The following is a 13,484-nucleotide window of genomic DNA, read 5'->3' on the forward strand; positions in this document are numbered from 1 at the left end:
CTCGCTCACCCGCGGATACGGGGTCGGGGGGTCAAAGAGGATAACGCTTTCGTCGCGGCCCCGGTTCGCCGCCTCGGATCCGACCGTACCCGGAAAGTCACCGGGAGTGCGGTACCCCCGCCCTCCCGGAGCGCCTTCCGCCGGGGTCGCGCCGGGCCGCCGCGAGCCGCACGGCACCCCGCAGGAGCCCGATGACCAGGAGCGCGCCGAGAACCGCGCCGACCGCGAACCCAGCCCAGCCGGCGGCGCCCTCCGCCCTGTCCGCCAGCCGCAGGACCGACCAGGTCCCCGCGACCACCGTGATCAGCAGGCAGGCGCCGATGGTCAGTGCGCCCCTCCAGCCCAGGAAGTAGCGGCGGGGGCCGGGCGCGGGCGGAGAGGCCAGTTCGGCCGCAGGCCCGGAGGTGGCCGACCCGGGGCGTTTGAAGTAGGCCAGGACCGACCAGTGGCCGCACGGCTCCCAGCCCTCGGGGGCCAGGCGCTGGACGAGGCGCTCGCGGTCGCCCGGGCCGGGGCTGAGCTCCTGGCGGTACTCCCAGGTCTGCGGCCGCTCGGGGGCGCGGCGGCTGACGAAGCGGCCGAGCCGGTCCACCCGCTCCACCTCCCAGCCCTGGGCGCCCATCGCGGCCAGCCGGGCGGGGCCCTCGAAGGCGTCGGCCGACCAGACCAGCACGTCCGGCTCCGCGGCGGCCTCGTCCCGCGCGCCGGTCGGGGGCGCCAGGGCCTCGGCGAACTCCTCGGCCGGGCCGAACTCCTCCTCCGGGTCGGCTCCGCTCTCGGCCGTGTGCGCGGCCAGGTCCTCCAGCAGGACGCGTGACCTGTCCGCGTCCACACCGCGTTCGCCCAGCAGCTCCGCGAGCCGGGTGAAGTAGTCGCTCATCGGATTCCCCCCTCTTCGAGTACCGAGCGCACCGAGGCGTCGAACTCCATCCAGGCCGCGCCCTGTTCGCTCAGGACGGCGCGGCCCTCGTCGGTCAGTACGTAGTAGCGGCGGCCCGGGCCCTTCTCGGCCGTCCGGTACTCGGCGTCCACGAGCCCGGCCTCCTCCAGCCGGTTGAGCACGGGGTAGAGCGTGCCGCCCCGGATCCTGCCGAAACCGGACTCGTCCAGCCGCCTGGCGATCGCGTACCCGTAGCTCTCGCCCCCGGTCAGGCTGGCCAGGACCAGGAGGTCCAGCACTCCCTTGAGCCAGCTCGCGCGGCGGTCCATGCGCGGCTCCCCCTTCATTCGTGTTCGCTACCTAGACCATAGAGCTACCTAGGTAGTATCGCAACCTATCTAGCCGTACCGACCCCAGACACGAAAAACGCCCCTGAGCCGCCACGAACAGGCAGGCCAGGGGCCGAAAGAAACCAGACACACGAAAGCGGGCTCGATGAAGGCGTCGCGGACGGCCCCGTCCCGCGGGGCGAAGCCTCGCGGGACCAGGAACAACCCCACCGACCAGAGCCGCAGAGGGGTGCCTCAGAGAATCCGGGGCCCGAGAAGCGCCGTGGACAACCCCGCCCCACGGGGCGAAGCCTCACGTCGCCAGCAACAGCCCCACCCACTCCGCCGACCAGCGCGGCCCCAACCACAGGGGGGCGCCTCGGGGGGTTCGGGGGGTCTCCCCCGGAAAGCATCGCGGGCTGCGGCGAGCCGGTCGAAGACCGGCGAGCAGCAGCCCGCGCAACACGTGGAGGTGGCGGGAATCGAACCCGCGTCCTTCAGCACCGAGCCAGGGCTTCTCCGGGTGCAGTCCGCGCTGTCGTTCTACTCGGCCTCAGCGCTTGCACGGACACATCGCTGACAGGCCCAGCCACGAAGATGTCCCGCTCAGGCCCCGTGGCCTGATCTGAGCGGTAAGTCATCTAGCTGATGCCGGGATCTGGGCCGATGACGAGCCCAGGCCGACAGAGACGCTATCGCTTAGGCAGCGAGAGCGAACTCAGTGCGCTTAGAATTGGCACTTGTGTTTACGCGAATGCAGGATTAACGAGGTCACAAACGCAACCCTCGACCCGCTTCCCCTGGAACGACTACCGAAGTCGAAACCGATCACCCCCTGTGGAATTGTCACGGCCTCCCCGCCAGGCGGGGCGGCCGACATGCGAGCGGCGAACGCTCGCGCGTCCGTCACTCTACCTGTTGAACAGTACAGGGGCCAAGCTGATTCCCGGTAGCGGAGGGGAATCCGCGGCCGCCGGGCCCGGACGGGGAGAAACCCCCGCGGGCGCGGACGCAAGAGGTGGTCGACGCGGCCCGCGGGGGCGGTCGGCAGGGTCGGGCCGACCTTGGGAAACGACAGGATCTCCCCCGAGATGAGGTCCTGCCCCTCACTGGTCCGCTACCCCCTGTCGCGGCCCAGTCATAGGGGAAGACGCGGGCGGACCCCCGGGAGGTTGCCCGAGGGTCCGCTCTTTGCCGGGTTCTGCCCTGTTCAGAAGGAACGGTGACCGGAGCCGCCGACCGGCCGGCCCTACCAGCCGGTCTCCTCCGTGCCCGTCAGGTCGGCCTGGTTGGTCGGCCCCGTCGGTCCGGTCTGCGTCGGATCCGTCTGCTCCGAGGGCAGGCCCACGCCCTCGGTGGTCGTGGGACCGCCGGGCACCTGCTCGCCGGTGGTCGGCCCGGCGGGGGCCCCCTCGGGCACCCCGTTGGCCATCCCGTCGAGGAAGGAGCCCGCGGCGTTCACCGCGTGCTGCGACACCAGGGTCGTCGCCGGGTCGGCCTCGGCCAGGACGGCGAAGGCCACGTCGTCCTTGTAGCCGACGAACCAGTGCAGCGAGGTGTCGCCCTGCTCCACGCGGGCCGCCTGCCCGTAGACCTCTCCCCCGGTGGCGAGCAGCTCGGGCATGCGGTTGGTCACCGCGTCGCGCAGCCCGGTGCGGACCACCTCCAGGTGGGCGTCGTCCAGGGTGGCGGCCCCGATCGGGTCCGGGCCCTCCTCCGGCACCAGGGCCGGCGCGTTCCACGTGCCGTCCGCGACCGCGGCGGCGACCAGGGCCATGGACAGCGGGCTGACCCGCACGCCGTGCTCGCCGATCATGGCCGCGGCCACGTTCTCCTCGCCCTCCTCCACGGCCACCGAACCCGAGGAGGCCGGGACGGGCAGCTGCCACTCGGCGCCGATGCCCACCCGTCCGGCGGTCTCGGCGATCGCCTCCGGCCCCACCTCGGCGCCCAGGCCCGCGAAGCCGACGTTGCAGCTGAAGGTGATGTTGCGGGCCAGGGTGGCCTGGTCGAGCAGGGCCCCGCCACCCGGGTTGACGAAGGTGCGTCCGCCGATCTCCGCGGAGTAGCCGCAGGGCACCTCGCTCTCGGGGGTGGCCGCACCCGACTCCAGGGCGGCCAGGGCGGTGACCATGCCGAAGGTGCTGCCCGGCAGGTAGGAGCCGGTGAAGGCGTTGTCGTCCGCGGTGCTGCCCGAGGCGCTCGCAGCGGCCAGGACCTCGCCGCTGCCGGTGTCGACCGCCACCAGGTAGCCGTTGCCCGGCACCGTCGCCAGCGCGTTCTCGGCGGCCCGCTGCACGTCCAGGTCCAGGGTGGTGTCGATGGCCCCGCTGAGCGAGCCCTCCCACGCCTGCAGGACGTCGGTGACCTGTCCGTCCTGGTCCAGGGAGACCACCTGGGTGGTGCCCGAACCGGCCAGCTCGTGCTGGAAGATGTTCTGGAGCCCGTTCAGGCCGACGGTGTCGCCCGCCTGGTAGGAGCCGGGCACGCGGGAGGAGACCCGGTGCTCGGCGGTCCCGGCGACCTCGCCCAGCAGGAACGGCGACACCGAGGGCGTCAGGTTGACCTGGACCTCCTGGGTGTCCACCCCGGAGATCCTCGAGGCCTCGCTCAGCAGCGTCTCGTCCACGCTGGAGCCGCGCATGAGCACCAGCGGCTGGAACTGCTCGGGCGGTGCGGAGCGCACCCGGTTCAGGAGCGGGTCGGGGTCCTCGTCGAGGAGTTCGGCGAGCTGGGTGACCCCGGCCTCCTTGTCCTCCATGTCCGCGGGGTAGACGCCGAAGGCCGTCACACTGTCCGCGGTGACCAGCGGCTCGCCCTCGCGGTCGAGGATCTGGCCGCGCTCCTGGCTCTCGTAGCTGACCGCGAGGCGCTCCTCCTCGCTCAGGTCGGGGTGCAGCACGCTCGTGGACCAGGAGATGAGCCAGCCGTCGGGGCCCCACTCCAGGGGCATGCGCCCGGTGTAGTTCCAGGTCGGGTCGCCGATGCCGAGGTCGGCGTTGACACCGAACTCGGCCTGCGCCGAATCGCCCTCGCGGGAGATGGGTCCGAGCTGGAACCGCAGGGAGGCCAGGTCGAGCTGCTCGCGCATGTCCGTGAGGGCCGCGGACACCTGTGCGGGGTCTCCGTCGGTGTAGGCGGCGGCGGTCTCGTGGTCACCGTCCTGCCAGGCGAGCAGGAAGGACCTGACCGCCACCTCGGGACTGGGGTGCGGTGTGCACGCGACCAGGGCGGCGGCGAGGAGCAGGCCGCTGCCGGCGGCCGTGAACCGGCCGAGGGGACGGGGGGACACCGTGTGTGTTCCTTTCGGCTGCCTCATCGACGGCGGCGCAGGGCGCGTTCCATGTCGCGCTTCGCCTCGCGCTCGGCGATGTCGTGGCGCTTGTCGTACTCACGCTTACCGCGGGCCAGAGCGATCTCCACCTTGGCGCGCCCGTCACTGAAGTACAGGGACAGCGGGACGAGCGTGAAGCCGGGTTCCCGGGTCTTGCCGATCAGCCGGGAGATCTGCTCGCGGTGCAGGAGTAGCTTACGCGATCGTCGGGCGGCGTGGTTGGTCCAGGTTCCCTGGGAGTACTCGGGGATGTGGACGTTCTCCAGCCACACCTCGCCGTCGTTGATGTGCGCGAAGCCGTCCACGAGGGAGGCGCGGCCCTGCCGCAGCGACTTGACCTCGGTACCGGTGAGGACGAGGCCCGCCTCGTAGGTCTCGTCGATGTGGTAGTCGTGCCGGGCCCGGCGGTTCTGCGCGATGAGCTTGCGCCCGGTCTCCCGTGCCACAGGTGTGTCCCTTCATACGTCCGGGGGGCACGAGGCCCCCCGGTGTCGAATCCTCCCCGCCCCAGGCGGCCGTGTCAGATCTTGAGGTAGCGGCGCAGGGTGAGGAACGAGGTGATGGTGCACAGCAGGATGCCGAGGATCATCGAGACGCCGATGACGTACATCAGCGAACCCGCGCCCAGGGCCACGTCGAACTGGAACCAGTCCTCGATCTGCGTGAGCAGGGTGTAGCGGGTTGCCACGATGAAGCCGGAGGCGATCAGACCGCCGATGAGGCCGGCGACCGCGCCCTCCAGCAGGAACGGCAGCTGGATGTAGAAGTTCGACGCGCCGACCAGACGCATGATGCCGGTCTCCCGGCGGCGGCTGTAGGCCGACAGCCGGATGGTGTTGCCGATCAGCAGCGCGGCGGCGGCCAGCTGGACACCCGCGAGCACGAGGGCGGCCGCGCGCAGACCGTCCAGCAGCCCGAAGAACTGCTCCAGCACGAGCTGGTCGTCGGAGATGCTGTCGACGCCCGGGGCTCCCTCCACCGCCGAGCGCACGGTCTGGTACTGGGAGGGGTCGGTGAGCTGCACCCGGTAGTTGTCCGGGATGTCACCCTCCTGCGCGGCGTTGGCCAGCGCCTCGTTGGAGGAGCCGAGCCGGTCCTGGAAGTCCTGCCAGGCCTCGGCCGCGGTGAGGTAGGTGTAGTCCTGCACCTGGGCCAGGCCTTCGAGGGTCTGCTCCAGGGCCTGGCGGTCCTCGTCGGTGGCCGGGCCGTTCTCCTGGCAGGCCGTGGTGGGCGAGATCTCGGTGCACATGTAGATGGTGAGCGTGATCCGCTCGTCCCAGTAACTGCGCATCTCGGAGACCTGCTGGTTGACCAGTAGACCGGCGCCGAAAAGAGTCAGTGAGATGGCCACCGTCGTGATGACCGCGATGGTCATCGTCAGGTTTCGGCGAAGGCCGATCCACGTCTCGGAGAGAACGAATTGTGCTCGCATGATCTGTTAAAGGTCCATCCTTCGGGGCTTCGCCGCGCCGGTCCTCGCAGCGGGAGGTCAGTACGCCTGGCCGTAGACGCCGCGCGTCTGGTCGCGCACTACCAAGCCCTCTTCAAGCTCGATCACGCGCTTGCGCATCGAGTCGACGATGGCGGCGTCGTGGGTCGCCATGACGACGGTGGTGCCCGTGCGGTTGATTCGGTCCAGCACCTTCATGATGCCGATGGAGGTCGCGGGGTCGATGTTGCCCGTGGGCTCGTCGGCCAGCAGGATCTGGGGACGGTTGACGAACGCGCGGGCGATGGCCACGCGCTGCTGCTCACCGCCGGAGAGTTCGTTGGGCATCCGCCCGGCCTTGCCCTCCAGGCCGACGAGTTCGACGACCTCCGGGACGACCTTGCGGATGAAGCGGCGGGGCTTGCCGATGACCTCCAGCGCGAAGGCGACGTTCTCGAAGACGTTCTTGTTCGGCAGCAGGCGGAAGTCCTGGAAGACGCAGCCGATACGGCGGCGCAGGTGGGGGACCTTCCAGTTGGACAGGCGCGCCAGGTCCTTGCCGGCGACGTGCACACGTCCCTTGTCGGGCTTCTCCTCCTTGAGGACCAAGCGGAGGAAGGTCGACTTGCCGGAGCCGGACGGACCGACCAGGAAGACGAACTCGCCCTTGTCTACGTCAATGGAAACGCCGTCGAGCGCGGGGCGCTTCTGGGTCGGGTAGACCTTGGTGACGTTATCGAAGTGGATCACAGGCGCATCACAAGGTTCTCGAAGGTATGGGCACCCGCAGTGGAGGGCACTCCGCGCGGGATCGTACCGGCCACATGGCCAACCGACAGTGTAGAGGGGGGAGCGGCCCGGATTGTCCCGGTCGCCTCACACCCGAAGATCAGTGCACCATCGGACAACAGCCTCGAGCATATCGGAGGCGTCAACCGATGATAACGTTCACATATAGTAGTTTCGGTAAAACTGCGGAGACGTGATCATCACCATTGGGACACAATGGCCACATGCGTCCCGCCCGCTCACGCGGGGTGCCGCCGTCGCGACCGGGCGTGTCCGCGGCCCCCGCCGGGACCGGCCCGGCCGCGGAAGGTCCCGGCGCCCGGGGGCGCCGGGACCCGCGTCCGGCTCGCCGCCGCGTCCCCGGGAGGGGCGGCGCGGTGACCGCGCCGCGGCGCGGCGCGCAAGGGCGGAGGGAGTTCCCCCCGGGGCGGGGCCGCCGGGGAGGGTGCCGCTAGGCGTCCTCGGAGCGCTCCCGGCTGCGCATCCAGCGGATCTCGGCGTCGATGAACTCGTCGATGTCACCGTCCAGCACACCCGAGGTGTTGCCGGTCTCGGCGCCGGTGCGCACGTCCTTGACGCTCTGGTAGGGGTGCAGGACGTAGTTGCGCATCTGGGTGCCCCAGCTGCTCACCGAGTCGCCGCGGATCTCGTCCAGCGCCGCCTGCTCCTCCTCGCGCTTGCGCGCCAGCAGCTTGGCCTGGAGCATCGACATGGCCGTGGCCTTGTTCTGCAGCTGCGACCGCTCGTTCTGGCAGGACACCACGATGCCGGTCGGCAGGTGGGTGATGCGCACCGCCGAGTCGGTGGTGTTGACGCCCTGGCCGCCGGGGCCGCTGGAGCGGTACACGTCCACCCGCAGGTCGCCGTCGTCGATCTCGATGTGGTCGCTCTGCTCCACCACCGGGACGACGTCCACGCCCGCGAACGAGGTCTGACGCCGGTTCTGGTTGTCGAACGGCGAGATGCGCACCAGGCGGTGCGTGCCGTGCTCGCCGCGCAGGGTGCCGTAGGCGAACGGGGTCTTGACGGCGAAGGAGGTGGACTTGATGCCCGCCTCCTCGGCGTAGGAGGTCTCGTAGACGTCCGTGGGGTAGCCGTGCCGCTCGGCCCAGCGCAGGTACATGCGCTGGAGCATCTGCGCCCAGTCCGCGGCGTCCACGCCGCCCGCCTGGGAGTTGATCGTGACGATGGCCTCGCGCTCGTCGTGCGGCCCGTTGAGGAGGGTGCGCACCTCCAGCTCGCCGATCTCCTTGCGCAGCTGGTCGAGCTCGCGGTCGGCCTCGACCCTGGTGTCGGCGTCGTCCTCGGCCTCGGCCAGCTCGTAGAGCACGCCGAGGTCGTCGAGCCGCTGGCCGATGCCGTTGATCTTGTTGACCATGGACTCCAGGCTGGAGAGCTGGCGCGTCACCTTCTGCGCGTTGTCCTGGTCGGCCCACAGCTCGGGGTCCGCGGACTGCTCGCGCAGTTCGGCGATCTGCGTGTGCATGGCCTCCAGGTCCAACACGGCGCTGACGCTCGCCAGGGTCGCCGCGAGGTCCTTGATCTTCTCTGCTGGGTCCAGTTCTGCCACGGACCCCAGTGTAGGCCCCAAACGGGGGACGGGCTCCCCGCGCGCACCTGCGCGGGGAGCCCGTCGGGGTCGGACGGGGGCTGGGCCGGGTGGGCCGCCCCTGCCGGGCGCTAGCCCACCAGGCCGCGGAAGGACCGCAGCGCCACGGACAGCGTGGCCAGGTCGAAGCGCTCGTTCTCCTGGATCTCCGACAGCGTGATCCCGGCGCGCTGCACCCGGTCGCCGTTCTGGTCGATCCACGCGGCGATCAACTCGGAGGGCTCCTGCGCCGGACCGCTCTCCAGCACCCGCGCGGTCAGGTCGGCGTGCGCCGCGTACAGGTCGTCGCGCAGCGAGGAGCGCGCCGTCGTCACCCACCGGTCGTCGCGCGGCAGGTCGATGACGCGCTCGCGCCACCAGCTGATGTTGAGCCGGTCGGCCAGCTCGAAGTAGAGCTCGGCGACCTTCTCCACCGGGCGACCGGTGCGCTGGGCGATCTCCACCAGGTCCAGCGTGGAGTAGGCGGGCACCATCACGGCCACCCGCTCGGCCAGCTCGGTCGGCACGCCCATCGACGTGTAGCGGTCGCGGCGCTCGACGAAGGCCTCGCGGTCGCGTCCCCGCAGCAGATCGACCAGCTGCGGCAGCACCTCGCCCACGCCGTCGGCGAAGTAGCCGATCTCGCTGCTGATGTCGAAGGGGAAGGTGCGGTTGCGCAGCAGCCACCGGGCGGAGCGCTCGGCGAGCTTGCGCGCCTCCAGCAGCAGGACGAGCTGGCTGTCCATCGAGATCTCGTGGTCCAGCTCCTCCAGCCTGCTCCAGAACCGGCGCAGCCCCAGCACGTCCTGCACCACCAGGTAGGCGCGGGCGATGTCGGCGGAGCTGGAGCCCAGTTCCTCGTTGAGCCGGAACGCGAAGGTCAGACCGGAGCGGTTGACCATCTGGTTGACGACCTGGTTGACGATGATCTCCCGGCGCAGCGGGTGGGAGCGCACGCCCTCGGCGAAGCGCTCCGACCGCAGGGGCGTCGGGAAGTACGCCGTCAGGGTGTCGGTCAGGTAGGGGTCCTCGGCCAGGTCGGACAGCTCGAGCTGGTCCTTGAGGCTGATCTTGGTGTACGACAGCAGCGTGGCGAACTCCGGGCTGGTCAGGCCCCTGCCCGCCGCGCGCCGCTCCGCGATCGTCTTGTCGGAGGGCAGGTCCTCCTGCTTGCGCTTGAGCACCCTGGTGCGCTCCAGGTGGCGCATGTAGCGGCCGTGGACGTGCAGCATCTGGCCGTCCTGCTTGCGAGCGGCGGCCAGCACGGTGTTCTGCGCGTCGTTGTTGTCCAGGACCAGCTCGGCGACCTCGTCGGTCATGTCGATGAACAGCTGGTCGCGGTCGGCCTTGTCCAGCTTGCCCGACCGCACCTCGCGGTCGAGCATGATCTTGATGTTGACCTCGTGGTCGGAGGTGTCCACACCGGCGGAGTTGTCGATGAAGTCGGTGTTGATCCGACCGCCCGCGCGGGCGAACTCGATCCGCGCGTCCTGGGTCAGGCCCAGGTTGCCGCCCTCGCCGACCACCTTGACGCGCAGCTCGGCGGCGTCCACGCGCAGCTGGTCGTTGGCCTTGTCGCCCGCGTCGGCGTGCGTCTCGGTGCTGGCCTTGACGTAGGTGCCGATGCCGCCGTTCCACAGCAGGTCGACGGGCGAGGTGAGCACGCACCGGATCAGCTCGTCCGGTGTGAGGCTGTGCACCCCCTCCTCGATGCCCAGGGCCTCGCGCACCTGCGGCGTGATCGGCACGGACTTGGCCGTGCGCGGGTGCACGCCGCCGCCCTCGGAGATGAGCTTGGCGTCGTAGTCCTCCCACGTGCTGCGGGGCAGGTCGAAGACGCGCTTGCGCTCCACCCAGGAGGTGTACGGGTCGGGGTCGGGGTCCAGGAAGACGTGGCGGTGGTCGAAGGCCGCGATCAGCCGGATCTGCTGGGAGAGCAGCATGCCGTTGCCGAACACGTCGCCGGACATGTCGCCGATGCCGACGACGGTGAACGGCTCCTCCTGCACGTTCACGCCCATCTCGCGGAAGTGGAACCGGACCGACTCCCAGGCGCCGCGCGCGGTGATGCCCATGGCCTTGTGGTCGTAGCCGACCGAGCCGCCGGAGGCGAAGGCGTCGCCGAGCCAGAAGCCGCGCTCGGTGGAGATGGCGTTGGCGGTGTCGGAGAAGGTGGCGGTGCCCTTGTCGGCGGCGACCACGAGGTAGGAGTCGTCGCCGTCGTGCAGGACGGTGCGCTCGGGGTGCACGATCTCGCCGTCCACGAGGTTGTCGGTGACGTCGAGCAGGCCGCTGATGAACTGCTTGTAGCAGGCCACGACCTCGGCCATCACCTCGTCGCGGGTGCCGTTCTGGGGCAGCCGCTTGCACACGAAGCCGCCCTTGGCGCCGCTGGGGACGATGACGGAGTTCTTGACCATCTGGGCCTTGACCAGGCCCAGGATCTCGGTGCGGAAGTCCTCGAAGCGGTCCGACCAGCGCAGCCCGCCGCGCGCGACCGCGCCGAAGCGCAGGTGCACGCCCTCCACGCGCGGGGAGTAGACGTACATCTCGAACCGGGGCCGCGGGTGGGGCAGGTCCGGGATCTCCTGCGGGTCGAGCTTGAGCACCAGGTAGGGGTGACCCTGGTAGTGGTTGGTGCGCAGGGTGGCGCGGATGGCCGCCAGGAACGAGCGCAGGATGCGGTCGTGGTCCAGGCTGGCCACGGCCTCCAGTTCGCCCTCGACCTTGCCGACGAGGACGTCGGCGCGCTCGTCGCGGCCCTCGCCGGGCTGGTCGGGGTCGAAGCGGGTCTCGAACAGCTCGACCAGCAGGTTGGCGATCCCGACGTTGGCCACCAGCACGTCGGCCAGGTACTCGGGGGTGAAGGTGGAACCGGTCTGGCGCAGGTACTTGGCGTAGGCGCGCAGCACGGTGAGCTGGCGCCAGTCGAGGCCGGCCCGCACCACCAGGGCGTTGAAGCGGTCGCTCTCGCCCAGGTCGCGCCAGGAGGCGTCGAAGGCCTCCTCGAACAGGCACTTGAGGCGCTCGGGAGCCAGGTCGGACTCGGGGATCGGGCCGAGGCCGAAGTCGTAGATCCACACCCGGCCCACGTCCCGGACGGTGACGTCGTAGGGCCACTCGTCGACGACCTCCACGCCCAGGTTCTCCAGGACGGGCAGGACGCGCGAGAGCGAGATGGGCTCGCCGATCCGGTAGAGGCGGAACCGCCAGCAGCCGGGGTCGGCGTCCTCGCGCTGGTACAGGACCGCGGAGAACTCGCCGTGGCGCCGCCCGGGGTCGGTGCGGGCGAGGAGCTTCTCCAGCTCGCGGATGTCTCCCGCCGCCGTGGCGGGGCTGTTGTCGACCTTGTAGGCCTCGGTGAGGCCGCCCGAGTAGCGCTCCTTGAACTCGGTGGCGCGCACGGGGCCGAAGGCCGCGGCGAGGGCGTCGTCGAAGTCCAGGTCCCAGGAGCGGGCCGCCTCGCGGACCTTCTCCTCCAGGGCGACCTGGTCGATGTCGGCGAGGGTGCGCCCGTGCTGGGCGCGGGCCACCAGGTACAGGCGGGCCAGCGGGGCGGCTCCGATGAGCACGTTGTGGTCCATCGTGGCGCCGTGGAAGGCCTCGGCGAGGACGTCCTGGATGTCCAGGCGCACCCGGGTGCTGTACTGGTCGCGCGGCATGTACACGAAGCAGGACATGTACCGGCCGCCGTAGGGGTCGCGGCGCATGAACAGCTTGGTGCCGCGCCGGTCGCGCAGGCGCAGGACGCCGCGGACGATGTTGTACAGCTCGCCCACGGGGATCTGGAGGAGTTCCTCGCGGGGGAAGGTCTCCAGCAGTTCGATGAGGTCCTTGCCGTCGTAGCTGTCGGCCTCGAACCCGGCCAGGGCCAGCACCTCGGCCTGCTTGCGGCGCATGATGGGGATCTGGGCGATGCTGGTGGTGCTGGCCTGGGAGGTGAACAGGCCGAGGAACCGGCGCTCGCCGACGATGTTGCCCTGGGCGTCGAACTTCTTGACGCCGATGTAGTCCAGGTACTTGGGGCGGTGGACCGTGGCGCGCGAGTTGGCCTTGGTCAGGACCAGGATGTAGGGCTCGCGGGCCTTGCCGCGGATCTCGGGCGGCAGGGCGGCGAAGCCGGTGGAGGCGGGCGAGTCCATGCGCAGGATGCCCAGGCCCGATCCGGGCTCGGGGCGCAGGGAGTCGTCGCCGTTCTCGTCGGTGACCAGGGTGTACTCGCGGTAGCCCATGAAGGTGAAGTGGCGGCCCGCGATCCAGCGCAGGAAGTCGACGCTCTCGCCGATCTCGCGCGGGTCCACTCCCCCGGCCACGAGCCGGTCGGGGTAGGCCGCCAGCTCGTCGGCGATCCGGATGGCCCGGTCGCTCATCTTGCCGGCGTCCTCGTCCACGTAGCGCACGTCGGCCAGGACGGACTCGACGCGGGCGGTGATCTCGCGCAGGCGCTCGGGGTCGGGCTGCGGGTCGATCTCGATGTGCATCCAGGACTCGTCGATCGGCAGCAGGCCCTCGCCGCCGGCCTCCGGCTCCACCCGGACCAGGCGGCCCTCCAGGTCGCGGCCGACGGTCATCTGGGGGTGGATGATCAGCCGGACCCCGGCGCCGAGGTCGCTGAGGGCCATGGTGACGGAGGAGACGAGGAAGGGGGCGTTGTCGGTGACGATCTCCACGACGCCGGTCTGCTGGTCCCATCCGTCGCGCTCGGCGTCGGGGGTGTAGACGCGGACCTTGGCCCGTCCGGCGGCGCGCCGGGCGCCGAAGGAGCGGTGGGCCTCGGCCGCGCCACAGATCTGCTCGGGGGAACGGCCGCTGATCTCCTCGGGGTCCGTGTGCCGGTAGTACACGGGGAGGAAGCGGCGGACGGCGTCGGCCTCCTCGGGGCTGATGCGCGCCCCGGGGGACCACTTGGCGGCCGCCTCACTGAGCAGCTTCTGGAGCTGGACGTCGGATTGCCCGGACATAGGGATCTCTCACTCCTTTGTGAGCAACGTCGCACGAGTGTCGGCAGAACGACCGGTCATATGACCTGTGAACTTCTGGGCCACTGCGTGATTCGGTGTGAACTCCCTGGGCCGCAAGGAGCCCACGACCGTGGTGGTTCGGATTGGGGTCGCGGGGCGCCGGACCTCGTTGTC

The 13,484-nt window shown here is 70.5% G+C and carries 8 protein-coding genes and 1 other RNA gene; all 9 read right to left on the reverse strand.

The genetic code is table 11. From position 1 onward, the window contains the following. Positions 1-97: 97 nt before the first annotated feature. Positions 98-880, reverse strand: coding sequence for a hypothetical protein (locus NDAS_RS18405; protein WP_013154723.1), 783 nt, complete (start codon positions 878-880; stop codon positions 98-100). Further along, complete coding sequence (locus NDAS_RS18410; protein WP_013154724.1) at positions 877-1,209, reverse strand: PadR family transcriptional regulator; 333 nt, start codon at positions 1,207-1,209, stop codon at positions 877-879. Before NDAS_RS18410 ends, NDAS_RS18405 begins: the two co-directional genes overlap by 4 nt. Positions 1,210-1,673: 464 nt before the next feature. Further along, positions 1,674-2,045: a transfer-messenger RNA gene (gene ssrA / locus NDAS_RS28130) on the reverse strand. A gap of 413 nt (positions 2,046-2,458) precedes the next feature. After that, positions 2,459-4,501, reverse strand: a complete 2,043-nt coding sequence (locus NDAS_RS18415) for a penicillin-binding transpeptidase domain-containing protein (RefSeq protein WP_041552852.1) — start codon at positions 4,499-4,501, stop codon at positions 2,459-2,461. Positions 4,502-4,524: 23 nt separating this feature from the next. After that, on the reverse strand, positions 4,525-4,989 hold the full coding sequence (gene smpB / locus NDAS_RS18420) for an SsrA-binding protein SmpB (protein ID WP_013154726.1): 465 nt from the start codon (positions 4,987-4,989) through the stop codon (positions 4,525-4,527). A 74-nt stretch (positions 4,990-5,063) separates the two neighbouring features. Then, on the reverse strand, positions 5,064-5,975 hold the full coding sequence (gene ftsX / locus NDAS_RS18425) for a permease-like cell division protein FtsX (RefSeq protein WP_013154727.1): 912 nt from the start codon (positions 5,973-5,975) through the stop codon (positions 5,064-5,066). Between the two features lie 57 nt (positions 5,976-6,032). Continuing rightward, complete coding sequence (ftsE, locus tag NDAS_RS18430; protein WP_013154728.1) at positions 6,033-6,722, reverse strand: cell division ATP-binding protein FtsE; 690 nt, start codon at positions 6,720-6,722, stop codon at positions 6,033-6,035. Positions 6,723-7,212: 490 nt separating this feature from the next. Beyond that, positions 7,213-8,331 carry a peptide chain release factor 2 gene (gene prfB, locus NDAS_RS18435; RefSeq protein ID WP_013154729.1) on the reverse strand — a complete coding sequence of 373 codons (1,119 nt, stop codon included), beginning with the start codon at positions 8,329-8,331 and terminating at the stop codon, positions 7,213-7,215. A 110-nt stretch (positions 8,332-8,441) separates the two neighbouring features. Beyond that, positions 8,442-13,310, reverse strand: a complete 4,869-nt coding sequence (locus tag NDAS_RS18440) for an NAD-glutamate dehydrogenase (RefSeq protein ID WP_013154730.1) — start codon at positions 13,308-13,310, stop codon at positions 8,442-8,444. Positions 13,311-13,484 lie beyond the last annotated feature (174 nt).

Origin of the sequence: Nocardiopsis dassonvillei subsp. dassonvillei DSM 43111, from assembly GCF_000092985.1 — a bacterium.
Taxonomy (GTDB): Bacteria; Actinomycetota; Actinomycetes; order Streptosporangiales; family Streptosporangiaceae; genus Nocardiopsis; species Nocardiopsis dassonvillei.